The 26,766-nt window shown below is 69.4% G+C and carries 25 protein-coding genes, 1 other RNA gene and 5 pseudogenes; 12 read left to right on the forward strand and 19 right to left on the reverse strand.

Annotated elements, in window-relative coordinates; translation table 11 throughout:
• Nucleotides 1–185 precede the first annotated feature (185 nt).
• From TNCT6_RS22180 to TNCT6_RS22195, 4 genes and pseudogenes are all read left to right on the forward strand, one after another.
• A pseudogene (locus tag TNCT6_RS22180) lies at nt 186–758 on the forward strand (Uma2 family endonuclease).
• A gap of 54 nt (nt 759–812) precedes the next feature.
• Nucleotides 813–1,216: RNase P RNA component class A (rnpB, locus tag TNCT6_RS22185), an RNA gene on the forward strand.
• 417 nt (nt 1,217–1,633) lie between these two features.
• Nucleotides 1,634–3,427, forward strand: coding sequence for a P-loop ATPase, Sll1717 family (locus TNCT6_RS22190; RefSeq protein WP_253266195.1), 1,794 nt, complete (start codon nt 1,634–1,636; stop codon nt 3,425–3,427).
• A gap of 7 nt (nt 3,428–3,434) precedes the next feature.
• A complete protein-coding gene (locus tag TNCT6_RS22195) occupies nt 3,435–3,851 on the forward strand; it encodes a hypothetical protein (protein WP_216372794.1) in 417 nt (138 codons plus the stop codon).
• A gap of 51 nt (nt 3,852–3,902) precedes the next feature.
• On the opposite strand, the pseudogene TNCT6_RS22200 reads toward TNCT6_RS22195, so the two are convergent.
• The 3 genes and pseudogenes from TNCT6_RS22200 to TNCT6_RS22210 all read right to left on the reverse strand — a co-directional run.
• Nucleotides 3,903–4,116 (reverse strand): annotated as a pseudogene (locus tag TNCT6_RS22200) (DALR anticodon-binding domain-containing protein); the annotation flags it as partial.
• Between the two features lie 74 nt (nt 4,117–4,190).
• Nucleotides 4,191–4,583 (reverse strand): type II toxin-antitoxin system VapC family toxin, encoded by a 393-nt coding sequence (locus TNCT6_RS22205; protein WP_141361365.1) that lies wholly within the window; start codon nt 4,581–4,583, stop codon nt 4,191–4,193.
• Entirely contained in the window at nt 4,580–4,858 is a 279-nt protein-coding gene (locus TNCT6_RS22210) for a hypothetical protein (RefSeq protein WP_141361367.1), read from the reverse strand. The genes TNCT6_RS22205 and TNCT6_RS22210 overlap by 4 nt, the downstream gene beginning before the upstream one ends.
• A gap of 96 nt (nt 4,859–4,954) precedes the next feature.
• Here TNCT6_RS22210 and TNCT6_RS41025 point away from each other — a divergent pair.
• The 6 genes and pseudogenes from TNCT6_RS41025 to TNCT6_RS22240 form a co-directional block, all read left to right on the forward strand.
• Nucleotides 4,955–5,168: pseudogene (locus TNCT6_RS41025) on the forward strand (hypothetical protein); the annotation flags it as partial.
• A 644-nt stretch (nt 5,169–5,812) separates the two neighbouring features.
• The gene (locus tag TNCT6_RS22220) at nt 5,813–7,603 is read left to right on the forward strand and encodes a sensor histidine kinase (protein WP_141361369.1); all 1,791 of its coding nucleotides are present in this window, start codon (nt 5,813–5,815) and stop codon (nt 7,601–7,603) included.
• A 117-nt stretch (nt 7,604–7,720) separates the two neighbouring features.
• Nucleotides 7,721–8,140, forward strand: a complete 420-nt coding sequence (locus tag TNCT6_RS22225) for a roadblock/LC7 domain-containing protein (protein WP_172632983.1) — start codon at nt 7,721–7,723, stop codon at nt 8,138–8,140.
• Entirely contained in the window at nt 8,137–8,493 is a 357-nt protein-coding gene (locus TNCT6_RS22230; RefSeq protein ID WP_141361373.1) for a DUF742 domain-containing protein, read from the forward strand. Before TNCT6_RS22225 ends, TNCT6_RS22230 begins: the two co-directional genes overlap by 4 nt.
• Nucleotides 8,474–9,091 carry an ATP/GTP-binding protein gene (locus TNCT6_RS22235; RefSeq protein ID WP_141361375.1) on the forward strand — a complete coding sequence of 206 codons (618 nt, stop codon included), beginning with the start codon at nt 8,474–8,476 and terminating at the stop codon, nt 9,089–9,091. Before TNCT6_RS22230 ends, TNCT6_RS22235 begins: the two co-directional genes overlap by 20 nt.
• Nucleotides 9,088–10,347: a cytochrome P450 gene (locus tag TNCT6_RS22240; RefSeq protein WP_141361377.1), complete on the forward strand. Its 1,260-nt coding sequence runs from the start codon at nt 9,088–9,090 to the stop codon at nt 10,345–10,347. Before TNCT6_RS22235 ends, TNCT6_RS22240 begins: the two co-directional genes overlap by 4 nt.
• A 137-nt stretch (nt 10,348–10,484) precedes the next feature.
• Here TNCT6_RS22240 and TNCT6_RS22245 read toward each other — a convergent pair whose 3' ends face one another.
• From TNCT6_RS22245 to TNCT6_RS22290, 10 genes and pseudogenes are all read right to left on the reverse strand, one after another.
• Nucleotides 10,485–11,711, reverse strand: coding sequence for a cytochrome P450 (locus tag TNCT6_RS22245; RefSeq protein ID WP_141361379.1), 1,227 nt, complete (start codon nt 11,709–11,711; stop codon nt 10,485–10,487).
• 153 nt (nt 11,712–11,864) lie between these two features.
• Nucleotides 11,865–12,020 (reverse strand): annotated as a pseudogene (locus TNCT6_RS40450) (M15 family metallopeptidase); the annotation flags it as partial.
• Between the two features lie 14 nt (nt 12,021–12,034).
• Complete coding sequence (locus tag TNCT6_RS22255; RefSeq protein WP_216372795.1) at nt 12,035–12,946, reverse strand: urease accessory protein UreD; 912 nt, start codon at nt 12,944–12,946, stop codon at nt 12,035–12,037.
• On the reverse strand, nt 12,922–13,620 hold the full coding sequence (ureG, locus tag TNCT6_RS22260) for an urease accessory protein UreG (RefSeq protein ID WP_141361381.1): 699 nt from the start codon (nt 13,618–13,620) through the stop codon (nt 12,922–12,924). Before ureG ends, TNCT6_RS22255 begins: the two co-directional genes overlap by 25 nt.
• Nucleotides 13,610–14,353 carry an urease accessory protein UreF gene (locus TNCT6_RS22265; protein WP_141361383.1) on the reverse strand — a complete coding sequence of 248 codons (744 nt, stop codon included), beginning with the start codon at nt 14,351–14,353 and terminating at the stop codon, nt 13,610–13,612. Before TNCT6_RS22265 ends, ureG begins: the two co-directional genes overlap by 11 nt.
• Before the next feature lie 21 nt (nt 14,354–14,374).
• Nucleotides 14,375–16,084 carry an urease subunit alpha gene (locus tag TNCT6_RS22270; RefSeq protein ID WP_141361385.1) on the reverse strand — a complete coding sequence of 570 codons (1,710 nt, stop codon included), beginning with the start codon at nt 16,082–16,084 and terminating at the stop codon, nt 14,375–14,377.
• On the reverse strand, nt 16,077–16,568 hold the full coding sequence (locus TNCT6_RS41940) for an urease subunit beta (RefSeq protein ID WP_308789473.1): 492 nt from the start codon (nt 16,566–16,568) through the stop codon (nt 16,077–16,079). The genes TNCT6_RS22270 and TNCT6_RS41940 overlap by 8 nt, the downstream gene beginning before the upstream one ends.
• Complete coding sequence (locus TNCT6_RS22280) at nt 16,565–16,867, reverse strand: urease subunit gamma (RefSeq protein ID WP_141361387.1); 303 nt, start codon at nt 16,865–16,867, stop codon at nt 16,565–16,567. The genes TNCT6_RS41940 and TNCT6_RS22280 overlap by 4 nt, the downstream gene beginning before the upstream one ends.
• Nucleotides 16,868–16,964: 97 nt before the next feature.
• Nucleotides 16,965–17,456 (reverse strand): hypothetical protein, encoded by a 492-nt coding sequence (locus TNCT6_RS22285; protein ID WP_373996196.1) that lies wholly within the window; start codon nt 17,454–17,456, stop codon nt 16,965–16,967.
• Between the two features lie 179 nt (nt 17,457–17,635).
• A complete protein-coding gene (locus TNCT6_RS22290; protein WP_141361389.1) occupies nt 17,636–19,363 on the reverse strand; it encodes a peptidoglycan recognition protein in 1,728 nt (575 codons plus the stop codon).
• 554 nt (nt 19,364–19,917) lie between these two features.
• On the opposite strand from TNCT6_RS22290, the gene TNCT6_RS22295 reads away from it, so the two are divergent.
• The gene (locus TNCT6_RS22295) at nt 19,918–20,607 is read left to right on the forward strand and encodes a ScbR family autoregulator-binding transcription factor (protein ID WP_141361391.1); all 690 of its coding nucleotides are present in this window, start codon (nt 19,918–19,920) and stop codon (nt 20,605–20,607) included.
• Nucleotides 20,608–20,920: 313 nt separating this feature from the next.
• Here TNCT6_RS22295 and TNCT6_RS22300 read toward each other — a convergent pair whose 3' ends face one another.
• Both TNCT6_RS22300 and TNCT6_RS22305 read right to left on the reverse strand, forming a co-directional pair.
• Entirely contained in the window at nt 20,921–21,589 is a 669-nt protein-coding gene (locus tag TNCT6_RS22300) for an NUDIX hydrolase (RefSeq protein WP_253266197.1), read from the reverse strand.
• 121 nt (nt 21,590–21,710) lie between these two features.
• A complete protein-coding gene (locus tag TNCT6_RS22305) occupies nt 21,711–22,100 on the reverse strand; it encodes a hypothetical protein (protein ID WP_141361393.1) in 390 nt (129 codons plus the stop codon).
• Between the two features lie 70 nt (nt 22,101–22,170).
• Between TNCT6_RS22305 and TNCT6_RS22310 the strand changes: the two are divergent.
• Nucleotides 22,171–23,085 (forward strand): annotated as a pseudogene (locus tag TNCT6_RS22310) (IS982 family transposase).
• An 18-nt stretch (nt 23,086–23,103) separates the two neighbouring features.
• Here TNCT6_RS22310 and TNCT6_RS22315 read toward each other — a convergent pair.
• The 4 genes from TNCT6_RS22315 to TNCT6_RS22330 all read right to left on the reverse strand — a co-directional run bounded on the left by TNCT6_RS22315 (nt 23,104) and on the right by TNCT6_RS22330 (nt 26,709).
• Nucleotides 23,104–23,568, reverse strand: a complete 465-nt coding sequence (locus tag TNCT6_RS22315) for a hypothetical protein (protein WP_172632984.1) — start codon at nt 23,566–23,568, stop codon at nt 23,104–23,106.
• An 18-nt stretch (nt 23,569–23,586) separates the two neighbouring features.
• Nucleotides 23,587–24,126 (reverse strand): hypothetical protein, encoded by a 540-nt coding sequence (locus TNCT6_RS22320; RefSeq protein ID WP_141361397.1) that lies wholly within the window; start codon nt 24,124–24,126, stop codon nt 23,587–23,589.
• Between the two features lie 127 nt (nt 24,127–24,253).
• Complete coding sequence (locus TNCT6_RS22325; protein ID WP_141361399.1) at nt 24,254–24,829, reverse strand: DUF6262 family protein; 576 nt, start codon at nt 24,827–24,829, stop codon at nt 24,254–24,256.
• Nucleotides 24,826–26,709 carry a tyrosine-type recombinase/integrase gene (locus TNCT6_RS22330; protein WP_253266198.1) on the reverse strand — a complete coding sequence of 628 codons (1,884 nt, stop codon included), beginning with the start codon at nt 26,707–26,709 and terminating at the stop codon, nt 24,826–24,828. The genes TNCT6_RS22325 and TNCT6_RS22330 overlap by 4 nt, the downstream gene beginning before the upstream one ends.
• Nucleotides 26,710–26,766: the final 57 nt, after the last annotated feature.

Raw genomic sequence — 26,766 nt, forward strand, 5'->3', positions numbered from 1 at the left:
ACGCGCGCGACGCACGAGCGGGCCGAGGGCGAGCCGGACGTCCCTCCCGGAGCATCCGCGGGTCCTGCCGGATCGCCTCGGCCTGGATGGTGTTCCTGTGCACGATCGAGGGAAGGTCCCCGATCTCTTGAAAAGGTGATCTTGGAATGTCCCAGTCTGGTAAGCGACCAAAGGAGGGGCGTGACATGACTGCCGTGGCTCATGAACCCACCACGCCGGCTGAGGGCCTGCTGGAGATCTTCCTGTCCCTCGACACCCCGGAGGGTTTCCGGGCCGAACTGACCGAGGGGGAGATCGTCGTGACGCCGCCGCCGGACGGGGAGCACGAGAAGTACATCAGCCGGATCGTGCGGCAAGTGATCAAGCGGTCCAGGATCGACATCCTCGGGGAACAAGGGACTGAAACTGACGAAGGGCGGCGGGTGCCCGAAGAACTACGCGGTCCCGGACGTCACGTTCGCTGCCCTGAAGCTTGATCTCTTCGGGGGCGCCGACTGCTGGATGCCCTGCTACGGGCTTGCCATGGTGCTGGAGGTGACGTCCACCAAGCCGGAGGCCGACCGCGAGGCCAAGCGCCGCTGCTACGCGCGAGAGGGCATCCCCTCCACCTGCTCGTCGATCGCGAAGCCTCCATGGTCACGCTGTTCGGCGAGCCGGAGAAGGACGACTATCTACGGCTGCTCAAGCGCTCATTCGGCGATCCTCTGTCTCTCCCCGAGCCCTTCGCCTTCGACCTGGACACCGCAGACTTCCTCTGACCAGGCCGGAAACGGCGCGGTCCGTGCGACCGGTACCATGGTGCCTACGGCAGACGAGCCGGGCGGACGGCCGCGTGGAGCCCCTGGGGCTTCCCGAGGAACGTCCGGGCTCCACAGGGCAGGGTGGTGGCTAACGGCCACCCGGGGTGACCCGCGGGACAGTGCCACAGAAAGCAGACCGCCGGGGATCTCGGTCCTCGGTAAGGGTGAAACGGTGGTGTAAGAGACCACCAGTGCCCAGGGTGACCTGGGCAGCTAGGTAAACCCCACTCGGAGCAAGGTCAAAAGGGGCCGCTGTAAAAGGCGCGCTCTGCGCGGACGTTCGAGGGCTGCCCGCCCGAGTCCGCGGGTGGACCGCACGAGGCCGGCGGCAACGCCGGCCCTAGATGGATGGCCGTCGCCCCGGGCTCCGCGAGGAACCCGGGGAACAGAACCCGGCGTACAGCCCGACTCGTCTGCCGCCACCTGCGGCTTTGCCTGGGAGAGGGCCTCTGACCTGTGTCGGAGGCCCTTTCCGGCCTTTCGGGGGCTTGCAGCCTCAGGCCGCGAAAGGACCCTCGAAAGTCCCTCGGACAGAGCTGAAAGCCCCTGAAAAGTCCCCGGAGCGGAGGGGCGGGCGATGCCTCTGGGCTGGTTCGGATCGATGGGGCATGACGTTGTTGCTCTACTGTCAACCCCCGCGGCTTTGCAACTGCCCAGACGTGTCGCTTTTACCTGCGGTAGAACTTCTGGTCGGGCTGATCGGAAGCGACGATCATCAAGACCAAGGAAGCGCTTAGCGACAAGTGGGGGTGGGAGAACGGGATCTCGGCAAGGTCGTGTGGTGCGAGGGGGAGGCCGATACCTTGGAGATCTGGATGACCTAGGGGGACGGGATGGCCGACGGTCCAGTGCTCGCGCACTTGCACTTCGGGCGGGAGGATGCCGAACGGGATGTGACTGAGGGGCTGTTGCTGCGGGGTGGGTTCCTGCCCAACGCCGCGTATCGGGGTGCTCTCAGTGGGCGCAAGATGCTGATCATCGGGCGTAAAGGCTCCGGCAAGAGCGCCATTTGCATGCAGCTGATGGCGGACGGACCCGGTGGGCACGGCGGCGGCAAGGTGCTTGTCACGCCCGACGAGGCCGCGGGGGAGGAGATCCGGCGGTTCGAATTGCAGGGCTTGCCCGGGGACTCGGCCAAGGCGTTGATCTGGCGGTATGTGCTTGCTGTGCACGCGGCTCGGCATCTCGTGACGCATGCCAAGGACGCCCACGGCAAGAGGCCCAACTCCGTGAAGGCGCTTGGGCGGTTTCTCAAGCAGAACGGGGAGGCGACGGACAGCGGCCGGCTGGTGGAGCGGCTGGCTCAAGGGGCGCGTGGGTTGCAGACCTCCCTGTCTCTGGAGGCCTTCGGCGTCAAGGCGAGCGTGGATCTCGCGCAGTCGCCGTCAGAGGGGGCGAGGGCCGCGCGGCAGCTGGAGATTGTCGAGCAAGGGGTGGCGCGGACCTTCGCCGATCTGGGGTGCGACGGTGTCGTGCACCCTCCGTTGCTGTTGATGGTGGATCAGCTGGAGCAGGTGTGGTCCGCGGAGCCGGACAGCAACTCCATGGTGATTGGGCTGCTGTTGGCGGCGAAGCACGCGGCGAGTCTATACGGCCGGTCGGTGCGGTTTCTGCTGTTCCTGCGGGCCGACATCTATGACTCTCTGTCCTTCGGGGAGGGCGACAAGCTCCATGGCGACGAGCTGCGGATCGTTTGGACCGAGCAGGCTCTAAGGGATCTTGCGCTGACCCGGGCGCGGGCGTCCGTCGGGGAGGAGCTGGGTGAGGAGCGGCTGTGGAAGGAGCTGTTTCCGGGGACTGTCGGTGGCGAGGAAACCGTGAAGTATCTCTTCCGTCACTTTCTGCCACGGCCGCGTGACGCCATCCAGTTTCTCAACCTCTGCCAGGAGAAGGCCTGGCTGGAGCACCAACAGGAATGGATCACCGAGGCGGACGTGCAGCAGGCGGGCCGGCAGTTCTCGGAGTGGAAACTCAAGGATCTGAGCTCGGAGTATCTGGTCGCGCACCCCTTCCTCAATCATCTGCGCCCGCTTTTCCAGAACACCGGATACGTCGTCACGCGCGCCGCGCTCGCACGCCGGTTCGAGGCTGCTGCCGAGACCCTCCACCATGATTTCCCCGCGTACGCCAACGCGTTGACCCTCCCCGGAGTCATCGATGTGCTCTACGGCGTCGGCTTCCTCGGGGTGCGGCGTGGGAACGACGTAGTGTTCGCGGGCGACGACGTCCTGCCGGTCCAGCCGCACGAGACGGAGTTCCACGTCCACGCGTGTTTTCGGGCGGCGCTCGGCGCGACCAGGCCTTTCGACCTACGGCCCTATGAGGCGCAGTTCGCGGACGTGCGGAACACGCCGGGCGACTTCAGCCCCACGACGTCCGGGACCACCCCCCTCAACCGTGACGACCGGCTGCTGTGGGAGCTTAAGCGCCCCGGAACCACCGGCCGCCCACGTCGAAGGTCTTCCCGTCCCGCTGAACGACCTCATCCTGAGTCTCCTCGCCAAGCGCCCGGAGGACCGCCCGGCGGACGCGTCCACCGTTTACGAGACACTGGGCACGCTTCTCGTCGACCATGCCGTCACCGAGCCCGGCGGCAGCATCCTGGAGGTCACGCAACTGGGGCATAGCCACTCCGTGTCAGGGCTGATCCTGAAACGGGCATGGGAGCTCCTGGAGGAGGCCCGCGCGGAGGCCGGGCAGATCATTGCGGGTGCCGAGGAGGTCAAGGCCGAGTCGATCCTCGAAGCCAAGCGCGCGGTCAAGGTTGTCAGGCGTGAGCTGGAGGTCCTCGTCCGGCGCAGTGAGGACCTGGATGCCAAGATCGAGAGGGTCGCCGGGCGGGCGTGTCAGGAGGAGCCCCAGCCGAGCGAGGAGGACTATTACCAGGCCTTCAAGCAATCGATCAATGGCAGCCTTCCCACTCCTCGAGAGTTCGGCGACAGCTTGAGGGCCTTGTACGGCATCTCGCTCCCCGACGAGGAGACGAAGCGCATGGTCTCCCACTTCTCCAACCGCTTCAACGCGGAACTGGAGGTGGATCACATCGCGTAGGCCGACAGACATCAGGGCTGGGGAGCTCTCCCGGCCCTGATCACGAACAGGTCAGAGCCGCTCAGGCGTCCTGACTCCAGCAGAGCTATGCCCTGGTGCAGGGTGCGTGCCCTGACGTCGCAGAGGAACAGGCGGGTCGCGACCGCGGCTCTCGGCCTTGAGGACCGGGCACTTGTCGTAGAAGGACGTGTAGAGGGAAGCCGGTTGGTAGTGATAGGCCGCACAGTTTGTGCGGGGCGTATTCCGTCGCAGCCTCGGACACCGTCTCCGCTCAGGTGGGCAGGGCTGTGCTGAGCGGCAGCGAGTCGGAGGTCTCCGCCGACCCGGCATCGCACTGCGTCAGATTTTGATGATGTGGACGCCGGGGCCGCACAGCATCTGGAGGTCCTCGGGATCTGACGTTAGGACGGTCACGAGGGAGGGGGAGGCCAGTGCGGTGGCGGCCACGAGGGCGTCGAGGGCGTATTTGTGGCCGTGTAGGCCGGCTGCCGCGAGCAGCTTGCTCGCGTGTCGTGCGATGGCTTCGGTGGGCGGGACGATGTTGACGCGCGAGACGGCATAGTCGAAGCGGGCCTGGTTGATCTTGGGGTCGCGGGCTTCAACGAGGGTGACGGAGCTGGTAATGATGCGGATGTCCTCTGCCTCTGCCGCAGCCAGCCACTCGGTGAGCTCGGGTGAGCGGCGTACGAGTTTGGACAGGCCCTCGCAGTCCAGGACGAGGGTGCCGCTCACGCGGCGTCCGCCGAGCCCGCGGTGTCGCCACGCAGGACGGCTCGCTTGGCCTCGACCGCTGCCTGGTCGACGGGGCCGTGTTCGGCTTCTGCGTCTTCGATGAGTTCGCGTAGGCGGTCGCGCTCCAGCTGGCGCTGGATGAGGGCTTCGACGTAGGCGGACATGCCGCGCTTGCCGGTGCGTGCCTTGAGGGCAGCGATGGTGCCTTCGTGGAGGGAGACGGAGACCGGGCGGACAGGGCCTTCGCCGGGAGCGGGCTCGGGAATGGTAGCCATAGATCCATGTTAACAAAACTTTTGTTATTGGGGTGGAGTGATTCTGTCGCGTGCCTGGAGGCAGTGGCGGGTTGCCTCGCGGGGTACGGATCCTCTGTGATCACCAAGCGCGACTACGCTTCCCGTGGGCTGACGCGCGAGGAACTGCTCGCGCTGCCTGCGGCCGTAGCCCTGGAGACGGCGAACCGCGCGCTGTCCGCCGACCGCACCACGGGGGTACGACCTCGCCAAGCGCGGCCGGTATCCGTGCACTGCCCTGCGTCTGGGCAACGCCGACGGGGTCGTCACCGCCGACCTGCTCAAGCTGCTCCACATCGACGTATCCGAGCGCACAGGTGTCGAAGAGCTGGCGGCCGTGACACCCGAGGCCGAAACGGACCGCAGCTGTACTTCGGCCCGCCCAAGGGCGGCAAGGAGCGCGACGTGCCTCTGCCGAAGGTGCTCGCGGGGCGTGCCGTTCTGCCGCCGGCCGGGGTTCCTCTCGGTCGCCGTTTTCTCGGGCGTCGCCGGCCTTGTCGCAGGCGACCTTGCCGTCGTCGTCGTACTCGCCGGATGTCCCAACAGTCTTGGATGGTGGGTGTGTTCGGCTTCGGCTTCCGTGTGGTTGGCTGGAAAGCGGCTACTGGTGTGCGGAGTTGATGTTTCAGGGACGTTCATTTTTGCAATTTTGACACTTCGTCAACACATTTGGCAGCCTGTGTTTGTGCGTCAGCCCGGTTGAGGTGGTGTCAACTCCCTTATCATGACTGGCTGTTCAGCCGGTCGGTTCGCGACGAACTTGCGTCGTTGGCGGACTGCGCAGCTAGTCAGATCTTCTCGCGCAGAAGGATGGCTAGCATGAGCCAGTACCCGGTCGGAAGATCGTCGTCCTCTTGACGACCCCCTTTCCGGCCTGCGGCCGCCGAGTGTCGGCTGCCCCGTTTCTTCTGATCTCATGGACCGAGGGACCGCGGAATGTCAGTGCCTGCACCGCCCAGTCAGCACCGGTCGGCGAAGGCGCCGCACACCTCGCCGACCGCGCCCCTGGTCGTGCTGGTGGTGAGCGCCGCGGCCGGCGGTGCGGCCGTCGCCCTGGCACCGTCCGGCGCCCGCACCTGGGCGCTGACCGTGGCGGCGGTCGCCTGGGTGTGTGTCGCCGCGGTCGTCGTCGTCAGCCACCGGCTCGTCCGCCGGGCCCGGCGCACGGCCGCCGCGCAGGCCTCCGAGACCGGCCGTCTCAAGGCGCAGTCGGCGCAGTTGTCCGCGGAGACCGCGCACCTGGTCAACGTGACGCTGCCCGCCGTGGCCGAGCGGCTGCGGGACGGCACGAGCGCGGCCGACGCGGTGGGCGGCGCGACGCCGCCGTCCGACCCGCAGCTGGGCCGGATCGTGCACACCTTCGCCGACGCCGTCGAGGAGGGCGTACAGCACGCGGCCGCCCTGGACGGCGAGCGGCGGCAGGCCCGGCACGAGCTGAACGAGGCGGCAGCCGCGCTGGAGCGGCTGGCGCAGGAGACGCTGCCCGCCGCGGTCGCCCGGCTGCGCGAGGGCCAGTCCGCCGACACGGTGCTCGCCGAACTCGACCTGCCGCGGCTGCTCATGGTCCGCACCCCGACCGAGTCGTTCATCCGCGAACTCGCCCACAGTGAGCGGCGCGCAGCCGCGGCACAGGCCGCCTCCGCCAAGGCGCTCAGCCGCGTCCAGGCCAAGTCCGTCAGCATGCTCGCCGACCTGCGGGAGATGCAGGAACGACACGGCGAGGAGGTCTTCGGCGACCTGCTGAAGCTGGACCACAGCACCTCCCAGCTCGGCCTGATGACCGACCGGCTGGCGCTGCTCATGGGCGGCCGGTCCAGCCGCGCCTGGAACAAGCCGATCGTGATGGAGAGCATCCTGCGCGGCGCCGTCGGCCGTATCGCCGCCTACCAGCGGGTGCGCCTGCACTGCTCCACCACCGCCGCGATCTCCGGCTTCGCCGCCGAGGGCGTCATGCACCTGCTCGCCGAGCTGATGGACAACGCCGCGAACTTCTCCCCGCCCATCGACGAAGTGCACGTCTACGTCGAGGACCGCAGCGCCGGCATGGTCGTCACCATCGAGGACAGCGGCCTGAAGATGGCCGACGCGGCGATGCGCCGCGCCGAGGAGGCGGTGTCCGGTCACATGACCGACCTCGCCTCGCTCCAGGGCACCCGGCTCGGCCTCGCCGTGGTCGGACGGCTCGCGGGGAAGTACGGCATCAGCGTCAACTACCGCCCCTCGTCGCGCGGCGGCACCGGCGTCGTCGTCCTGCTGCCGCCGCAACTGCTCGCCCAGCAGCGCGAGTCGGTGTCGCGTGAGGCGACCGGCCGCCCCGCCGCGGGCACCGCGCCCACGCCGGGCCCCGCCCCGGCCGTGGCACCCGCCCCGGCCCTGGTGCCCGAGGCCACCTCGCGTCCCGACGCCCCGGAGCGGTCCGCCGCCCGGCCGGAGCCGCCCGAACAGGGGCAGCCCCGAAGCGCCACCGACTCCACGCTGAACGGCCTGCCCGTCCGCGCCCCCGGCCGCACCATGGCCGAGGCGGAACGGGAGCGCGAGCAGCGCCGGTCGGCGTCCGACGCGGCATCCGGGGCGGCGTCCGAGGCAGCGGACGGAGCCGGCCCGGAGCAGCGTCCGGCACGCGACGCCGGTTCACGGTTCGGCGCCTTCCACCGCGGGCGCCGGTCCGCGGGCGGCACCGCCGGACCGGATGCCCGGCCCGGGTCCGCGCCGCCGGCCGCCCCGTAGCCGCCCCTTTCCCGTACGGCGCCCGGGGCGTCGGCGCCCACTTCCCGCTCGCATTCCTGAGATTGGAGGAACGGGCCGGTGACCGGTCAACCGGGCACCACCGTCCCATCACCCATCATGCAGACCACCGACAACAGCCTCACCTGGCTCCTCAAGAGCCTCCTGGAGCGCACCCGTGGCACCCGGCACGCTCTCGCCCTGTCCCGCGACGGCCTGAAGCTCTGCTGGACCGAACACCTGACACTCGACCAGGCCGACCAACTCGCCGCCATCTGCTCCGGCATCCAGGCCCTCGCCCAAGGCGCGTCCATGGAGTTCGGCGACGGCACCGGCGGCGTCCGGCAGTCCATGACCGAGTTCCACGGCGGCCTGCTGTTCATAGTGGAGGCCGGAGAGGGAGCGCATCTGGCCGTCCTCGCCGAGGAGGACGCCGACCCCGGCGTGGTGGGCCACCAGATGTCGGAGCTGGTGGAGCAGATCGGCGAGCACCTGCGCGCCGAGCCCCGAGAGCCCGTTCCGGGAAGTGCCGCGTCGTGATGCGCAAGCCCGTGGACACCGGTGACCCCGACCGGCTCTACACGGTCACGGCCGGCCGGAGCCGCGCCGACGAGTCCTTCGACCTGGTCACCCTCATCGTCAGCGAGTGCCGGCCCACCGCGGGAATGCAGTCGGAGCACGCCCGGATCCTGGAGCTGTGCCAACACCCCACGGCCGTCGTCGAGATCGCCGCGGAGCTGAAGCTGCCGATCACGGTGGTGCGGATCCTGCTCGGCGACCTGCTCGACACGGGCCGCATCACCGCCCGCCACCCGCGTGCGGCGCGGTCCGTCGCCTCCCTCCCCGATTCCGCCCTTCTCAAGGAGGTGCTCCATGGGCTCCGCAACCTCTGAGCTGCCCTCCCACCGCACGCCACTGGACGACGCGGCGGAGACCGGCCTGAAGATCGTCATCGTGGGCGGTTTCGGTGTCGGCAAGACGACCCTGGTCCGCTCGGTGAGCGAGATCCGGCCGCTGAACACCGAGGAGGTGATGACGCAGGCCGGCGTGGGCGTCGACGAGACCAGCGCGGTCGCGACGAAGACGACCACGACGGTGGCGTTCGACTTCGGGCGGATCAGCCTCAACGAGCGGATGGTGCTGTACCTGTTCGGCGCGCCGGGCCAGGAGCGCTTCTGGTTCCTCTGGGACAGGCTGTTCTCCGGGACGCTGGGCGCCGTGGTGCTCGTGGACACGCGCCGGATGAACGACTCCTGGTACGCGATCGACCGGCTGGAGCACCACAGGACGCCGTTCGTGGTGGCCGTCAACCGGTTCGACGACGACACCAACCGGTACTCCCTGGAAGAGATCCGCCAGGCGCTCGCGCTGCCCGAGCACGTGCCGATGCTCGACTGCGACGCGCGGGTCCGGCAGTCCGGCAAGGATGTGCTGGTCACCCTCGTGGACCACCTGTACGAACTGGCCATGGCCCAGGAGGCGACACCGTGACCGACCCCTCTTCCGCGCAACCGGCTCCGCCGGGCTGCCCCGCCCACCACGCCGACGCGGTGCGCCTGGGAGGCCTCGAGTACCAGCAGACCCCGTCGCAGCTGTACCGCGCGCTGCGCCGCGAGCACGGCGCGGTCGCGCCGGTGCTGCTCGACGGGGACATCCCGGCCTGGCTGGTGCTCGGCTACTCCGAGGTCACCTACGTGACCAGCCACGACGAGCTGTTCGCACGGGACTCCCGGCGCTGGAACCAGTGGGAGAACATCCCGGCGGACTGGCCGCTGATGCCGTACGTCGGATACCAGCCGTCGGTGCTGTTCACCGAGGGCGACGAGCACCGGCGGCGGGCCGGGGTGATCACGGAGGCGCTGGAGGGCGTCGACCAGTTCGAGCTGGCCCGCAACTGCCAGTTGATCGCCGACCGGCTCATCGCCGACTTCGCGGGCAGCGGCCAGGCGGAGCTGATGACCGGTTACGCGCACGCCCTGCCGATGCGGGCCGTGGTGCAGATGTGCGGGATGCCGACCTCGGGTGAGGACACCCGGCAGCTCGTCGAGGACCTGCGGATCTCGCTGGACGCCGCGGAGGGCGACGATCCGGTGGCGGCGTACGGGCGCGTGGGCGAGCGGCTGCGGCAGCTGGTGAAGGACAAGCGGGTCAGCCCCGGTCCGGACGTCACCTCGCGCATGCTGCTGCATCCGGCGGGGCTGACGGACGAGGAGATCGTCCAGGACCTGATCTCGGTGATCGCCGCGGCGCAGCAGCCGACGGCGAACTGGATCTGCAACACGCTCAGGCTGCTGCTGACGGACGAGCGGTTCGCCGTGAACGTGTCGGGCGGCCGGCTCAGCGTGGGCGAGGCGCTCAACGAGGCGCTGTGGCTGGACACGCCGACGCAGAACTTCATCGGGCGCTGGGCCGTTCGGGACACCCAACTGGGCGGGCGGCAGATCCGGGCGGGCGACTGCCTGGTGCTGGGGCTGGCCGCGGCCAACACCGATCCGCAGATCTGGCCCGATTCGCACGTGGGCGCGGAGAACGCCGCGCACCTGTCGTTCAGCAACGGCGAGCACCGCTGTCCCTATCCGGCACCGCTGCTGGCGGACGTGATGGCGCGGACGGCGGTCGAGACGCTGCTGGAGCGCCTGCCCGACCTGGTGCTGTCGGTGGAGCCCGAGGAGCTGTCCTGGCGCCCGTCGATCTGGATGCGGGGGCTGACGGCGCTGCCGGTGCAGTTCACACCGGTGGTGCACTAGGGCGGCCGCCTGGCGGTGGTGCTACAGGGCGGGCGCCCGACAGCGTGGTGGACGGCGCCTGGTGACGCGGCGGCGCGGGCGGGCACATGGGCCCCTGGGTGGGGCCCATCACCTCGGCGGTGGTGCCGGTCGGGCGGTCAGGCCGTCACGGGCGTGAACCGCACCGGCAGGCGCTGCGGGCCGCGGGTGAAGACGCCCTCCTCCACCGGGTCGAAGCCGTCGGCCAGGCGCATGTCGGGCATGGCGTCCAGCAGTTGGCCGACGCCGATCTCGACCTCCGCCTTGGCGAGCAGCGCGCCCACGCAGAAGTGCCGGCCGAGCGCGAAGGCGAGGTGGTCGGCGGCGGCGGAGAAGGCGGTCGTGGTGGTGAGGTCGTCGCGGAAGATGTCGAAACGGTCGGGGTCGTGGTAGCGGCTCTCGTCGCGGTTGGCGGCGCCTATCAGGCAGGTGACGGTGACGCCCGCGGGTATGGTCCCGCCGCTGAGCTTCACCTCGGTCGCGGACTGCCGCATGATCATGTGGACGGGCGGGGTGTAGCGCAGGGTCTCGGCGAAGGCCCGCGGGATCAGGTCGCGGTCCGCGCGGACCGCGGCGAGCTGGTCGGGGTGGAGCAGCAGGTTCGCGAAGATGCTGGCGATCGCCTTGTCGGTGGTCTCGCCGCCCGCGGCGAGCAGCAGGCTGCAGAACGCCTTGATGTCCTCGTCGCTCATCCGCACGCCGTCGACCTCGGCGGCGCACAGCGTGGACAGCAGGTCGTCGCCCAGGTTCTCACGGCGTTCGCGGATGATCGGCAGCATGTACTCGGCGAACTCGACACGGGTCCGCTCGCCCGCGGCGGCTACCTCGGGGTCGCCCGAGAGGTTGCCGAGGAAGGCGATGACGGACGTGTACCAGCGGTGGAAGCGCGCGTGGTCGGCCTTGTCGAGGCCCAGCATGTCGGCGATCACGTTGACCGGGAAGCGGGTGGCGTAGTCGTTGACCAGGTCGGCGGAGCCGGAGTTCCGGAAGGCGTCGATCAGTTCGCGCGAGTTGCGCTCGATGACGGGCAGGAACTTCTCCTGGAGGTCGGCGCCGCGGAAGGCTGGAGCCACGAGGGCGCGGCGCACGGCGTGCTCACGACCGCTGAGCTGGAGGATCGTCTTGCCGTGCACGGGCTCGATCTGCCAGTCGTAGTTGTCGGTGGTGAACTCGCCGCTCTTGTCCTTGAAGACGCGCTCGACGTCCTCGTAGCGCGAGATGATGTAACTCTGCGTGGCCTCGTGCCAGATGAGGGGCGCGGTGTCGCGCATCAGACGGTACGCCGGGTAGGGGTCAGCGGCGAACTCGGGCGAGAGGATGTCGGGCACCTGCTGCGCGGTGGACATGGGGCTCCCTCAAAGTCAGTGACTGGCTTACGCCACAAGGTAATTGATGAACCATCAACCAAGACAGCCCCCACCGTCTCACCGGCCGCCCCATCAACACCCGTTGGCCGAAAACCATGCCGTGAACTTGGCCGAAGTGGCCAGGTCGTGGCGTTACGGCAGCTCGACGGGGCCGTACGGGGCGACGGACCGCCGGGTCCGCAACACCCAGTACCGGTCTCCGTACGACCAGTGCCACCATGCGGTCGGGTGGTTGACCAGCCCGGCCGCGGACAGCGCGGCACCGAGGACGGCCCGGTTCGTCCTGGCCGGGACGCAGCTTCTCAATTGCCGGACGTCACACGGCCTTTGGACGTGAGGGTTTCGGCCGGTTCGGGAGGCCCGCTGCCGCGCTGTATGGCGCAGTCGGCCGGCGGGCCGGTCATGCCCCGGTCGAGGTGCCGGCGCAGGGTGAGGGCGTCGTCCGCCAGGACGGTGAGCAGGGTGGCGGTGGGGGTGAGGCGCATGACGGCCGCGTCGGCGTCGGCGTCGGTGGGGGTGGGGGTGAGGGTGGGGCTGGAATTCGGGCGGGTGTCGGGCGGACTGTCGGGGGCGATGACGAGCAGGGTGCCCAGGGCTCGGTGGCCGCCGGTCACGGCTGGGCCGTGCCAGCCCGGGACGTCGGGGCCGACGGCGAATTCCTGGTCGTGGAGGGGACGGCCGGCGAGGGTCACCCGGAGGCGCTGGTGGACCGTGCCCGGGGTTTCGTTGTGGCGGCCCAGGAGCAGTTCCTCGCGGGCGAGCAGGCGGGCCCCCGGCTCCAGGTCGATGCGCGTCGTGGCGTGGTGGTCGCAGCGGCCGGCGGCGATGACCGGTTCGGGCAGCCAGACCAGGGTGCCGGCCGGCGCGACCCGCAGGTGGGTCTCGGTGCGTGAGGGACGGCCGTGCGGCCCCGGCAGCACCAGGGTCGCCGCCACGCTGCGTACGACGAGCGCCGCGCCCGCCGCGACCTCGACGTCCAGCCGTAGGTGGTCCCCGCCGATCGGGCCCGCGGCCGCGGCGGCCAGCGCCACGTGGGCGGCGCCGTGCGGGTTCCACCGGCCCGTCGGCTCGACGGCGGCGGTGGGGCGCAGGACCAGTGGCGCGTCGGAGCGGAGCCGGCTGATCCGGGTCCTGACCCGGCCGGACCGGTCCCGGTCCGCCGTCACCTCGAGGCGGGCGTGGGCGCGCATCACCGGGCGGGAACGCCGAGGCACTGCCGCACCCACGCGGCGACGTCGGCCGCGGTGGGGTCCTGGACCAGGGAGGTGAACAGCACGGGCAGGTCACCGCGCTTGGCACGGGCGTCGTGGTCCATGACGGCGAGGTCGGCGCCGACCTGCGGCGCCAGATCCGTCTTGTTGATGACCAGCAGGTCGGCCGAAGTGACACCCGGGCCGCCCTTGCGGGGCACCTTGTCCCCGCCGGCGACGTCGATGACGAAGATCTGGTGGTGGACCAGTCCGCGGCTGAACGTGGCGGTGAGGTTGTCCCCGCCGCTCTCCAGGAGGACGAGGTCGAGCGGCGGCAGGGTCGCCTCCAGCTCCTCCACGGCTTCGAGGTTGGCGGAGATGTCGTCCCGGATCGCCGTGTGCGGGCACGCCCCGGTCTCGACGGCCCGGACCCGTTCGGCGGCCAGTACGCCATTGCGCAGGAGGAAGTCGGCGTCCTCGGTGGTGTAGATGTCGTTGGTGACCACGGCCAGGGAGAGTTCCGGGGCCAGTGTGCGGCACAGCGCCGCGACCAGTGCGGTCTTGCCGGAGCCGACCGGGCCGCCGATGCCGATGCGCAGTGCCCGGCCGGGTCGGCGGGGCAGGGCTCCCGTCCCCCGCCCGCCGGCGTGCGGGTGATCGTGGGAGTGGGCGGGTCGTGGTGTGGGGTCAGGACGCAAAGAGACGCACCTCCCAGGCGGCGTGGTGTTCGGCGCGGATGTCGAGGAGAGGTCCCGCGCGGGCCGGCAGCGCCTCGGGTGCCGTGTGCGCGTGGCGCGCCGCCTCGGCGGCGACGGCGGCGATCCGTGGTCCCAGCCGGGCGACCGTGGCGTGGACCGCGAACGGGTCGAGCCCGAGCAGCCGCACGGCGGCCGTCGCCGGGGTGAGTACCGCGTCGTGGGCGGCGGCCAGCGCGGCGGCGTCCGGACCCAGGCCCGCCGCCGCGGCCACCGCGCCCAGGGCCACCGGCTGATGGGGGCCGTGCCGCGGCGCGGCGCTCAGTTCGTCCAGGCGGGGGTGGGGCCAGATCGTACGGCCCGCCCGCAGCAGTTGGCGTCCCAGGCGGCGGGAGGCGGTCCGCAGCGCCGGTGACGGGGTCCTCGCGGCGAACTCGCGGTCCAGCGTCTCCAGCGCCTCCACCACCTCGGTGGCCCGGCGGCCCGTACCGCCGAAGACGGCACACGCCGCAGCCGTGAACGCGGCGGTCACCACGCCGGTCGTCGCCAGGCGTCCCCGCAGGAACTCCTCCAGCGCGGCCAGGTCGTCCACGCCGTCAAGGGCGGCCGCAGCCTCCAGACCGCCGGAATGGGCGTGCCCGCCGGAGGGGAAGCGACCGTCGGCGAGCAGCAGCAGCGCCGGCAGCGTCGCCTGCGGCTGCCGGTCCTGGGGTTCCTGGGATTCCTGGGCGTTCATCGGAGGGTTGGTGGCGGGGGGTCAGAAGAGGAAGTAGCGCTGTGCCATCGGCACTTCGGCCGCGGGCTCGTGCTCGATCAGCTCGCCGTCGACCCGCACGCTGTACGTGTCGGCGTCGACCTCGATGCGTGGAGTGGCGGTGTTCTCCGGAAGGTCCCGCTTGCCGCGGCCGCGTACGTTCTCCACCGCCACGAGCCGCCGTCGCAGCCCCAGGCGGTCGGCGAGCCCGTCCTCGACGGCCGCCGGCGCGACGAAGGCGACGCCGCTCGCGGCGGCGGCCGGGTTGCCCACGTTGAAGCCCAGCCGGTGCAGCACCGGTTGGGGCGTGGGGATCGACGCGTTCGGGTCGCCGAGGGCGGCGCTGGCGGCCATGCCGGCCTTGAACACGACCGTGGGCCGGACCCCGAACAGGGCGGGCTGCCACAGCACCAGGTCGGCCAGCTTGCCGGGCTCCACGGAACCGATCTCGCGTTCGAGGCCGTGGGCCACCGCCGGGCAGATCGTGTACTTGGCGACGTAGCGGCGGGCCCGCTGGTTGTCGGCCCGGCTGTCGCCGGGCAGTGAGCCGCGCAGCTCCTTCATCCGGTGGGCGGTCTGCCACGTCCGCGTCACGACCTCCGCGACCCGGCCCATCGCCTGCGCGTCCGACGACATGATCGAGAGCGCTCCGAGGTCGTGCAGCACGTCCTCCGCGGCGATGGTCGTGGGACGCACCCGGCTCTCGGCGAACGCGAGGTCGTTGGGCACCTGCGGGTTGAGGTGGTGGGCCACCATCACCATGTCCAGCGCCTCGGCCACCGTGTTGACGGTGAACGGGCGGGTGGGGTTGGTCGAGGCGGGCAGTACGTTCGGCTCGCCGGCGATCCGGATGATGTCCGGCGCGTGGCCGCCGCCCGCGCCCTCGGTGTGGTACGCGTGGAACGTCCGGCCGCCCACGGCGGCGAGCAGATCCTCCACGAAACCCGCCTCGTTGAGGGTGTCGCTGTGGATCGCGACCTGCACCCCGGCCTGGTCGGCCACGGTCAGCGCGGCGTCGACCGCGGCCGGGGTGGCGCCCCAGTCCTCGTGCACCTTGAACCCGCCCGCGCCGCCGCGCAGTTGCTCCCACAGGGCCTCGGGGGACACGGTGTTGCCGCGGGCCAGGAACAGCACGTTCAGCGGCCAGGGCTCGCAGGCCTCCAGCATCCGCCGCAGCCACCAGGCGCCCGGCGTGGCCAGGGTCGCCTTCGACCCCTCGGTCGGCCCCGTGCCGCCGCCGACGAACGTGGTGGTGCCCGCCGCGAGGGCTTCCTCGAACATGTCCGGGCCGACGAAGTGCACATGGGTGTCGACCGTGCCCGCCGTCAGGATCAGCCCGTTGCCGGCCGCGATCTCCGTGGAGGGGCCGATGACGAGGCCGGGGTGGACCCCGTCCATGGTGTCGGGGTTGCCCGCCTTGCCCAGCGCCACGATCCGGCCGTCCCGGACGCCGACGTCGGCCTTGACCACTCCCCAGTGGTCCAGGACCACCGCGCCGGTGATGACCAGGTCCGGTGTTCCCTCGCCGCGGGTGGCCCGCGACTGGCCCATGGACTCCCGTACGGATTTGCCGCCGCCGAAGACGGCCTCGTCACCGCCGCCGCAGAGGTCCCGCTCGACCTCGATGAACAAGTTGGTGTCGGCCAGGCGGACACGGTCCCCGGTGGTCGGTCCGAACGAGGCGCCGTACTCCCGCCGGCTGATCTCAGCCATCGAGTTCACCTCCGCACAGACCCCGCAGTCCGGCCACGATCCGCCGCCCCCCGATCGGGACCAGCTCCACCTCCTCCACGGCCCCGGGTTCGAAACGCACCGAGCCGCCCGAGAGCACATTGAGCCGGCGCCCCCACGCGGCCTCGCGGTCGAACTCCAGCGCGGCGTTGACCTCCGCGAAATGGAAGTGCGAACCGACCTGGACGGGCCGGTCGCCGGTGTTCTCCACCCGCAGCCGGGTGACCTCCTTGCCGGCGTTGATCACGACCGGGTCGTCGCCGTAGAGCACTTCGCCCGGGATCAGGGGCTCGTCGGCCTCCGGCCGTCCCCCCGTGTAGTGCCGCCGGGCCGCCTGTCGCGCCCCGGTCCCGCTCCGCCGTGGCGGGCTGGGGCTGCCGACGCCGCTGGAGGGGTGGAGCACCGAGCCGTGCTGGTCCTGCCTGCCGGGGTCGTCGCTGGGATGCTCGCCGCTCTTCATGATCATGAGATCGGCCCCGTCACCGTGATCAGCTTCGTGCCGTCGGGGAAGGTCGCCTCGACCTGCACCTGCCCCAGCATCTCGGGCACCCCCTCCATCACGTCGTCGTGTCCGAGCACCGTCCGTCCGGACTCCATGAGTTCGGTGACCGTACGGCCGTCGCGCGCACCCTCCAGCAGGAACGACGTGATCACCGCGGTGGCCTCCGGCAGATTCAGCTTCAGGCCCCGCTCCCTGCGCTCCTGGGCCAGCTTCGCCGCCGTGTAGATCATCAGGCGCTCACGCTCGTGCAACGTCAGAAGCATCGGCCGTCTCCACGGGGTGAGGGGAAGAACCACGCGCTCTTGCAGTTAATCCCAAACGTGCTCCCGTCGCAGAGCGAGAACTCGCCCAGGGTGACGATCAGCGGGTCCTTCCGACGCGTCGGACGTCCTCCGCGCGCACACCGCCGGCCTGGGCGTCCGCCACGGTCGCCCGCCACGGCCGGCCGTGCAGGGTCAGATAGAAGATCTGGAGGGAATCCCGTGCTCCGCCCGTCTCGAAGCGGTTGAGGACCTTGCCCAGCGGGTTCCACAGACGCCCGTCCTGCATGCGGACGCCGACCGGCTGGCCGAAGTAGGCCCGCAGGTCGGCGTCGAAGTCCACCCAGGTCGCGCCGCCGTGGCGGACCAACACCTCACCCACGTACGCTCCGAGGCCGAGCAGCGGCCCGCGTACGCGCTCGCGCGAAGCACCGCCCTTGCGCATGCCGTCGATCAGGAAGTCGACGATCCGCAGACTGGCCACGGAGTAGTCCAGAGGCAGCCGGCTGCGCCCCGTGAGACGGGCGACCAGGGTTGCCGCGTGCAGGTGCATTCCCTCCGCGTCCGGGTTGCTCTCGTCGGCCTCGGCCATGGAATCCCACCCCTTCGCTTGCTGTGGGGGCCTTGACGGGCTCCCCGGTTAGCAAGCGGATTCCATCGCCGGAACGTCACGCGACGCCGGTACGACGACCGGTGCCGCCGCCCCGGCCGACGGGGACGGGCCGGCCGATGGGAGTCGGGGCGGCGGCGTGGCCGGGCGGGGCGGGCGGGTCAGCGCGTGGCGTAGCGGGACTGTCCGGCGGCGGTGCGGATGCCCGGCAGCGCGGAGTAGAGGGTCTTGCCCGGGCAGAGGGTGGCGAAGCCGTCCCGGTGGCCGGAGACGGTGTTCAGGACGGCCTTCTGGCCCAGCTTGTACACCCCGGTGTCGCCGGCCGCGGTGAGGGTCACCTTGGCCTGCGGGTCGATACCGTCCAGACCGAGCTTCCAGGCGGCGAGGTCGGCGATGGCCTGCTTGGCGGCGGCGGTCGGGGTGCCGCCGTTCTCGTAGTCGCCCAGCAGGGAGATGCCCGCGGAGTCGCCGTTGAAGCCGTAGGTGTGGGCGCCGCGCACCCGTTGGCCGACGCCGCCGGCGCGACCCTCGAAGACGGTGCCGCACTTGTCGACGAAGAAGTTGTAGCCGAGGTCGTTCCAGCCTTCGGTGCGCACGTGGTAGACGAGGATCGCGCGCATGATGGCGGGTGAGTCGGCGCAGCTGTAGTCGTTGGTGCCCGCGGTGTGGTGGACGAAGACGGCCTTCACCTTGTCCAGGTACTCGGGCGGGTCCTCGACCAGGGACTCGTCGGCGCCCCAGGTGGCCCGGTCGACGATCGAGGGGGCGGCGGGTCCGGTGGGTGCGGTCGGCGCCGTCGTCTCGGGCGCCGGGGAAGCGGGCGGCTGGGAGGCTTCGCCCGTGGGCGGCGCGGCCGATTCGGCCGGCTCCGGCCGGGTGCTGTCGCCGGGGGCCGGGGAGTCGCCGGAGTCCGCGGGGCCGGTGGGCTCCGAGCCGGCGGTCGGCGGTGTGTCCGAGCCGGTGTCCGAGGTGGGTGCGGGCGCCCCGGCCGTGGGGTCGGCGGGGCCGGTCGGCTCCGGTGTCTTCCCGCCCTCGTCGGTGGGGGCCTCGGCGGTGGGGGAGGGGGCCGTGTCCGAGGAACCGTCGTCGGCTCCGCTGATGGGCGTGGCGGACGAGGCGGTGTCCGGTGGGGTGTCGCCGGGCGCGGAGGTGGGGTCGGGGGAGGACGGCTGTTGCGTGGGGGCCGCGGTCTCGCCCGCGGAGTCCCCTGGCTTCGTGCCACCCTTGCCGTTGCCGTTGCCGTTGCCGTTGCCGTTGCCGGTGTTGCCCTGACCTTGGCCGTTCCCCTGACCTTGGCCGTTCCCCTGACCCTGGCCGTTCCCCTTGTTCTGGCCGTTCGCCTTGCCCTTGCCCTTGCCCTGCGGGGCGGTGCCGGGGTCGATCAGGTCGAGACGCAGTCCGTCGGGGACGGTGGTCTGCTTTCCGTCGGCCGTGACGCGTGCCTCGACCGCGTCGGACGGGCCCACCCACAGCGGTTCGGAGGCGCCGCGGGTGCCCGGGGCGCGGCCTTCGTCGGTCTCGGGTCCGACCGTGTCGAAGTCGAGGTCGCGCCAGTCGGTCCACCCGCCGCCGGCGGCGGCGCGGGTACGTATCTGGGCGGTGCCGTCGAAGGTCCTGGCGCGGTCCTTCCAGGAGACACCGATCAGGGAGAACGCCTTGGTGTCGGTGCGGGGAAGGGCGCGCTTCGAGCTGTCGGAGCCGATGAGCGCGATGGTGTCCGCCCTGGCCGGCCGGGCTTCCCTGGCGCCCGTGCCCGAGGAGTGATCGGGGGCCAGGACCACGGCGGCCGTGGCCAGACCCGCGCCGCCGATCACGGTGGCACCGACGGCCAGCCAGACCCGGCGTCTGCCGGCACGTGCGCGGCGGGAACGGGAACTTGAGGAGCTCATGGTCTTCCCTCGGTGGTGTCGAGTGCGTGCTCTTCGCGATCAGGCAGCGCGCGGGGAATGCCGGTCGGCGGATTCGAATGCGACGCGGCTCGATGTCGTGCCGTCGTCATTTCCGTCCTCTCGCACATGCCCTTTCGCTGTTGCGTAAGCCGGCGTTTATACCCGGCACGGGAACGGCTGTCCAGCGAACGGAAGTAACGGACATTCGGCACTCCTGCTTCGTTCGGAGTGTCAGTGAAGTCGGTCAAGTGCCGGTAATGTCCGGTCACTTGACAAGGCATCCGTAGGATGGCTAGAAATCCGGGCGCGGCCGCCCGTGGCGTTGACCGCCGGAATCACGGAGCGGAAATGCGTCGCAGGGCGCGAGGCGATCTGGAAAAGGGGGATCTAATTCCCGGAACGCGGAATTCATGGTTCCGGAGAATCCGGCGACGAACGGCCGATCCGCGTCACTCCGTGGCGAGCGGGATCCGGAGGACTTCACCGGGCTCGACAAGGACCAACCTGCGCTAAAGTAGGTCGAATTCGGGCTGTTTCACCCCTGGGAGACTCCCGTGGCTCAGCAGGAGCGTGCCATCCGGACCCGCCGTGCGGTGCTCGACGCGGCCGCCGCGGTCTTCGCCGAACGGGGTTACGCCGCGGCCACGGTCGCCGAGATCCTCAGCCGGGCCAAGGTGACCAAGGGCGCCCTGTACTTCCACTTCGACTCGAAGGCCTCCCTCGCCCGGGGCGTGCTCGCGGCGCAGGCAGGCATCGAGCACCATGTGCCCCGCGAACTCAAGCTCCAGGAATGGGTGGACGCGGGGATGACGCTCGCCGCCCGCCTCCCCGGGGAACCCCTGCTCCTTGCCGGTGTGCGGCTCTCCGTCGATCTCCAGGGCCGTGACGTCTTCGGCAGCGTCTGGCCCGCCTGGACGCAACGCACCGCGGACTTCCTCGAGGAGGCCAAGCGCCGCGGCGAAGTGCTGCCGCACGTCGTGCCGGAGACGACCGCGCACCTCTTCCTCGGGGCCTGGATCGGTGTCCAGTTCGTCTCCCAGGCGGTCGCCGGATGGGCCGATCTGGAGCGGCGGATGGCCGATCTCTTCGAGCACGTGCTGCCGGCCATCGCCACTCCGGCGGTACTGGCCCGGCTCGACACGGCTCCCGATCGGGGAAGCCGTGTCATCGCCGAGGCGGAGGCGGAGGCGGTGTCGGTGTCGGAGGCCGTGCCGGTGACCGCCGTGGCCGCCGGCGGCGGCTGAACGGCGGGGCGTCCGCCGCTCGGCCGGTCGGAACCGGTCAGTTGGAACCGGCCGATCGGAACCGTTCCGGTCAGGCCTCCCCGCCCGGCCCCAGTGACCGCTGCTTGACCCGCTCCAGATGCCGGGTGAAGACCTCCCGGGTCCGAGGGGTCAGGGTGCGCAGGGCCACCAGAGCGGTGATCACCACGTCGCACAGTTCCGCCTCGACGTCGTCCCACCTGTTATCTGGGGCTGTGCTCAAATACATGCTGGTCAGAGTGCTCTATGGATGTAAGTTGCGTGAGGCACGTCTTCTCCTGGTGGCCGGAGGTCGTCACCGCTTGCTCCTGCGGAGGGCCAGCAAGCTCATTAGCTTCCGAGCGAATCGGTGCATGTGGGGGTCGAGGGCGCCCTCTGGCGTGGCGAGGACCTGGTCCAAGGAGAGCCACTTGATCGCGTCGAACTCTGCTTCGTCGAAGGAAGCGACCTGGCCCGCCTCTCCCCGCAGGACGTACCACAAGGACACGTCAGTGTGCTGCCCCTGGCCGCGAGTCCGTGTGACGGTGAGGAAGATCGGGCGGTCCCCGATGATCGAGGCGGGTACGGCTTCGATGTGCAGCTCTTCGCGGCATTCACGACGGACCGTGTGCCACGGATCCTCTGTCGGCTCGACGTGGCCGCCGTTGGGAAGCCACAAGCCGGCCTTGCGGTGGGCAACGAGTAGGAGCTCCTCGCGCGTCTCATCGAGCACGACGAAGTAGCTGACCAGGTGCTTCGCGGGGGTGGCAGGCTTCAGCGTCCTGTAGAGAGGCGCTCCGCTGGTGATCCACTCTGCTGTTGCAGCGAGGTGTGTCTGCTCCTGATCGTCCCAGGGTTCGATGCCGCTGAGCACCTGCATCAGCTGGGCGCGGAGTAGTTGGTCGGGGGCGTTTGAGGAATCCATGGTGACCACGGGCACATGATGGCAGGGGAGCCACAACCGCTCGCTGGCCAAGTCGGCCATTGCTAGATGATCAATTCCAAGGGATGCCTGCAGGGGGTGTGGGGTGGGCGGCGGCCGAAGCCACCGCGAAACGGTCAGGCGGCGGGCTGCCGACCCTGGTTGTCAAGGTGGCAGTGGGCGGTCAGGCGTCAGGGTCGACTTCGGGGTGCGTGAACCGCACGGGCTTGCCCAGCGACCGGGCGTAGGCGATTTCGGCTCGGGTGCTGTCTCCGATGTAGTCGCCGACTACGAGCACCTCATCAGCGAGCCGGATCTTCGCTCGGTGCAGATCGTCGAGTCGAACCTTCAGCGCCTCAGCCTCGACAGGATCGGACCAAAGTTCGTGCGGCGACTTCATGTCACAGCCCGGCTTGACGACAATCTTTCCGATTTTAGTCTCCCGCAGATCGGCCTCGGTCATCTCGGTCATGAAACGGGTGGAGCCGCAGATCACGACGATACGCGGGAGGCTCAGCTGCTTCTTCGCGTCGGCGAGCTTCTCCTCGGGGGTGAGCGGTTGCGGGTATGACACTGGTTCCTCCTGGTGGTGTGGTCCAAGGGGTGCCTGCGGAGACGAGAACGAGGGTGTCCAAGATCGTCTTATGGCGAACGACGTGGACACCCTCGCGACGCACTCTATGCGACGACCGATGACATGCTGAAAGCAGCATCCCGACCTGGCGCCGTGGTGCCCGCCGGTCGGCATTACGCCCCGCCTGAGCGATGCCGAACTGGTCACCCTCGCCATGATGCGGGCCATACTCGGCTTCACCTCCGAGGCCAAATGGCTCCGCCTTGCCCGTGCCCACCTGCGCCACCTCTTCCCCTGCCTGCCCCAGCAGCCCGGCTACAACAAGCGGCTGCGCAAGGCCGCCGGTCTGATGCGAAGCGTCAACCGGATCCTGGCCACCACTACCTCGGTGTGGAGCGACGACGTATGGGTCGTGGACTCCACCCCGGTGGAATGCGGCCGCTCCCGCGAGACCGTCAAACGCTCCGACCTGGCAGGCTGGGCCGAATACGGCTACTGCGCCAGCCACAGCCGCTTCTTCTGGGTCCTGCGCCTGCACCTGGCCTGCACCTCTCAGGGCCTGCCCATCGCCTTCGTGCTGACCGGAGCCAAGGCCGACGAACGCGAGACCCTCCTCGACCTCCTGGCCGCCGAATGCGAGCTTCTGCGAGAGCGCCCCCGACAGACTCTCATCGGCGACAAGAACTACTTCGGCCGTGGTTTCGAACGCGAACTGTCCGAGCATGAAGTCCAGTTGCTGCGGCCTGCCCGTAAAGGTGAACGGGAACGGCCTGGTGCGGCCCTGTTCAAGCCGCTGCGGCAGGTCATCGAATCGATCAGCGAGACCTTCAAGGGAGAGCTTGACCTCGAACGGCACCGAGGGCGCACACCCGGAGGTGTCATAGCCCGCGTCATGCAACGCGTCCTCGCGCTGACCGCCGCGATCTGGCACAACGACGCGACCGGACAAACCGTCCTACGCTCACTGATCGCCTACGATCACTGACCCCTTGGAATAGATCATCTAGCGGACGGGGCCCTGCTCGTCGATGACGAAGTCAGGCGTTCCAAAGAACAGGAGGTCAGTGGTCACCGGTCCGTAGGCGATATTGAAGGTGTCCAGCCAGTAGGACCAGTCCCAGATCCCCAGTGCGCTGCTGAAGCGGTAGTTCAGCTGCCAACGGACCCACTGCCCAGGAACAAGTCGCACGGCTGGCAGGCGTCGTCGCCGCGGCGGCAGGGCAAACAAGGGCTGCACTCGCGGGAAGACTCGCAGGCGTCCTTCGGCTTCACAGAGTTGGACATCGACCTTGCCCAGGTCCTCAAGAGTGTCATGAGGCTGAAAACCGTCCTCCTCACGCATGCGCACCACGTGCGCCAGCGACCTCGATGCACGGGGAAGAGGAAACCCGATCGGGGCGGCATTCCTGCGCGCGGCACTCTCACCTCCCCGCGACTCCTTGGTCAACGAGATCCGTACCCATTGCACGGTGATCTCTACGCCGTCTCACTCCCCGCTCAGCTCGTCGAGGATCTCGCCGTAGTAGCGGTGCCGCTGGCTCAGTGTCTGGGCGACCTGCTCGTCTGTGACCTGGGACATCTTCCCGAGGTGCTCCAAGAGGTTGTCCTGCTGGGGATGGGCAGAGTCTTTGACGTACTCCGTGGTGATGGACACCCCGGCGGCGAGCAGCAGGTGGTGGGGAAGTCCGCACCAGGTGTCGAAGCTCCGGCAGACGGCTTCCCACAGGAGCCAGACGTCCTCGACGTGGCGTTCTTCGGCGACCCGCAGGGCGGCGAGTTCGATGCTGTGGCTGAATCCCCAGGAATGCCCATGCCACCGTGTCTCCTGGAGCAGCAGGAACCGGGCGAAGTTGCCGTCTTCCTGGCGAGGATCCCGGACCAGGGCTTCGAGAACCTGCTGCCTGTCCTCCCAGCGGGCGTCCATGGGCAGCCCATCCTCAGTATGCTGCCCGTCGAACTCCAGAAGTTCCCATCGCTCGGCGTCCCCGCGCCACCAGGCCAGGTCGGGTATCGCGGGACGGCTCATTGGTGTGTCTTCCGTGCGGGGGAGGGGCGACGTCGTTGCTTGTGCGCGATCAGCGTCGGGAGGGAGACTCCAGCTTCGCATGGCTGCTGCTGGTTCTCGGCCGCCTGCGAGCCACCTGGGGGGCCGATCACGTTGAGTCGCGGTTCTGGTCGCGCATCATGCTCCGCAGGGCCGTCCGGGCGGCAGCCAGGTCGTCCTGTGCCTCAGTCAAATCGTCCTGGAGGCCGTCGCGGTCTGCTTCGGCTCGGGCCAACTCCGCGGCGAGCCGTTGGTTGGCGATGGTCAGCTCCTGAACACGGGCGAGCAAGTCCTTGGCCGAGACAGCATCGACCCGCTCGCCGAGGCTGCGCTGCACCGCAGCCCTGAGCCGGTCACGTTCCTCGATGAGCGCCCGGACCTGGGCACGCGCGAACTCGAGGTCGGTGGCCAGACTCGCGGTGCTGGCCGCCGACCCTTCCTTGCACTGCCGGGTTGAGGCGACCGCTTGGCCCGCGCGAGCTGCTTCGATGTGCTCGCGGACCCCTTCGGCGTAGACGAGCCAGTTCGAGACATCCGCTCTCTTGGCGACTGCGAGAAACGTGATCGGGTCGCCGTCGGCCTTCATCTCGTCCACTACAGCGAGCACCCTGGCGCGCTTCTCCCGGCTGGCCTTCTGGCGGGATTCAAGCAGCACTTGGGCTGGCGTGCGCGGCTCCTTGGTCATGCGCCTACCTCCGGAGGACCGAATGCGGGCATACCCAGGCTCACAGCACTCTTCTGTCCGGCACGGAGCTTGCGCAGAACCTTGCTGGCCTCCTCGACCTCCTGCCGCATTTCATTGGGCATCGAGGCCAGCTTCTCCTTCTGGTTCTCGCGGACGGTCTGGAACGCAGTGATCTGATCGTCCAGGTTCCGGATGACGAACTCGGCTGCGCCCATAGCGGCAGCGACCTCGCGATCCGCCTTCAACGCACGGATGTGCTCCTCAACGGCGGGCAGGTAGGACGGATCGGGCCGGTAGGAGCCGCAGCCGGCGCACTGGAACCGGATGGGGCATGCCTTCCCACCTGCCTTCACGTTCGAGGGTTCGACGCAGTTGCCGAACGCCACTGCCACTGACCGCATCTCGTACGCCGTGCTCGACCCCATCGGAGCAGGCTTTCCGAAGCGGTCGGTGGTCAGGCTTTTGATGGTGTTGATGGCCTCCCGCTTCATTTTGATGCTCACCTTGTAGTAAGACGCGGTGGTATCAGCGGACTTGTGGTCCATCAGATCTTGGAGGACGTGCTGCGGCATACCGGCGTCGGCGTACCGCTGACAGTACGTGTGGCGAAAGGCGTACGGGTAGATCAGTGACCGGTCGAAGGGCAGCGGCGTGCCGTCCGGGCCGAGTTCCTCAGAGTGGATCTCCGGGATTGCGTCGGCCCACTTCCGGATGGCAGCGCCGATTTTCTCGGTGGTCAGATGGCCATTGGCGCCGTTATTGGTGATAGCCGGGAACAGGAAGGGATGTGCCCGAGAAGGCAGGTCGAGGCCGTCTCGGATCGATGTCCACTGTTTGATCGCGGTGACAGTGTCCCTGTCGAGGGGGAGGCGTCTCCGGAGTCTTCCTGCCTTGGTGTTGTCCCAGATCAGCTGGTACTCGCCGCCGTCGTACTCCAAGCAGTCCCGGCCGAGAGAACCGATCTCGTTGGGGCGGCGTCCGGTGTCCCTCAGCAACACGTAGACGGTCCGGAACATGGCCTGGACGCAGTGGGCCGGCATGTTGCCGTAGGTCGTGCGGGTACCGATGAGGGCGAGGTGCTTGTCTAGCTGGGTGATGACCGACTCGGGGAGCGCCTTACCGATGTCGCCCTCATCGACTTTGTCCCGCTTGATGCGGTGCTCGTTCGGATGGAGGACGAATCGGGGAGAGAGTTCATCGAGGATTCCTTCGATGCGGCCGAATTCCAGGAGTTCTCCGAAGAGCTTCAGCAGCCGGGCTCGGGAGTCATTGCTGCGGGGCTCCCCGTCGCTGCGAAGGGCCACCCTGAACTCGTTGACGACGGCGGTCATGTCCGCGAATCCCAATGCGGATGGGTCATCATCGGCGTCTCGCGTGGCGAGGGCCAGAGAGGCGATCCTGCACGCCAACAGCCGATCACGAAGAGCCGAGGATCGTGGGGTGGTCGTCCGAGCCCAGTGCATGGCTACATCCCGAAGCCACGGCTGGAGGATGGGCGTGAAGTTGATCTCACCCTCTCGCGTGCGGAACCCGGTATGTGTGCGCGCAGGAAGAGGGGTGTCGAGTGCTTGCACGTCCCACACCGGTTTGGTGGTCTCGTTGATTCCGCGGTACGCGTCGAGGCCCCTGGTGATGTCCCGCTTGACCTCCTTGATCAGAGACTGAGTGGCTGTGCACGTGGTGTCCGCGGGGCCAGGTGTGGCGCCAACCGCGAGAGCCACGGAGGGGATGCCGGTGAACAGCTTGACGATCTTCCTGACCAAGGTCGGACGGAGGACCTTGCCACGTGCGTCCCGCCTCTGGAGGGCGTACAGCAGTTCAAGGCGCGTCGTTCCCTCAAGGGGGACGAGGCTGAACTCGTTCTGGAGGAGGAACGGCACTCGTGCCTCGGTCCACTTGGCGAGGTCCTCGCTGCTGTCCCGGCCGTTCTCGCGACT

It is taken from the genome of Streptomyces sp. 6-11-2 (genome assembly GCF_006540305.1).
Lineage (GTDB): Bacteria > Actinomycetota > Actinomycetes > Streptomycetales > Streptomycetaceae > Streptomyces.

Bases quoted from the DNA above. Each gene is read 5' to 3' on its own strand.
- TNCT6_RS22300 (WP_253266197.1), bottom strand. From the start codon at position 21,589: ATGGCCGACTTGGCCAGCGAGCGGTTGTGGCTCCCCTGCCATCATGTG.
- TNCT6_RS22285 (WP_373996196.1), bottom strand. From the start codon at position 17,456: ATGGCCGAGGCCGACGAGAGCAACCCGGACGCGGAGGGAATGCACCTG.
- TNCT6_RS22225 (WP_172632983.1), top strand. From the start codon at position 7,721: ATGCAGACCACCGACAACAGCCTCACCTGGCTCCTCAAGAGCCTCCTG.
- TNCT6_RS22210 (WP_141361367.1), bottom strand. From the start codon at position 4,858: ATGGCTACCATTCCCGAGCCCGCTCCCGGCGAAGGCCCTGTCCGCCCG.
- TNCT6_RS22290 (WP_141361389.1), bottom strand. From the start codon at position 19,363: ATGAGCTCCTCAAGTTCCCGTTCCCGCCGCGCACGTGCCGGCAGACGC.
- TNCT6_RS22270 (WP_141361385.1), bottom strand. From the start codon at position 16,084: ATGGCTGAGATCAGCCGGCGGGAGTACGGCGCCTCGTTCGGACCGACC.
- TNCT6_RS22265 (WP_141361383.1), bottom strand. From the start codon at position 14,353: ATGAACGCCCAGGAATCCCAGGAACCCCAGGACCGGCAGCCGCAGGCG.
- TNCT6_RS22220 (WP_141361369.1), top strand. From the start codon at position 5,813: ATGTCAGTGCCTGCACCGCCCAGTCAGCACCGGTCGGCGAAGGCGCCG.
- TNCT6_RS22320 (WP_141361397.1), bottom strand. From the start codon at position 24,126: ATGAGCCGTCCCGCGATACCCGACCTGGCCTGGTGGCGCGGGGACGCC.
- TNCT6_RS22190 (WP_253266195.1), top strand. From the start codon at position 1,634: ATGGCCGACGGTCCAGTGCTCGCGCACTTGCACTTCGGGCGGGAGGAT.
- TNCT6_RS22245 (WP_141361379.1), bottom strand. From the start codon at position 11,711: ATGTCCACCGCGCAGCAGGTGCCCGACATCCTCTCGCCCGAGTTCGCC.
- TNCT6_RS41940 (WP_308789473.1), bottom strand. From the start codon at position 16,568: ATGATCATGAAGAGCGGCGAGCATCCCAGCGACGACCCCGGCAGGCAG.
- TNCT6_RS22280 (WP_141361387.1), bottom strand. From the start codon at position 16,867: ATGCTTCTGACGTTGCACGAGCGTGAGCGCCTGATGATCTACACGGCG.
- TNCT6_RS22325 (WP_141361399.1), bottom strand. From the start codon at position 24,829: ATGACCAAGGAGCCGCGCACGCCAGCCCAAGTGCTGCTTGAATCCCGC.
- TNCT6_RS22235 (WP_141361375.1), top strand. From the start codon at position 8,474: ATGGGCTCCGCAACCTCTGAGCTGCCCTCCCACCGCACGCCACTGGAC.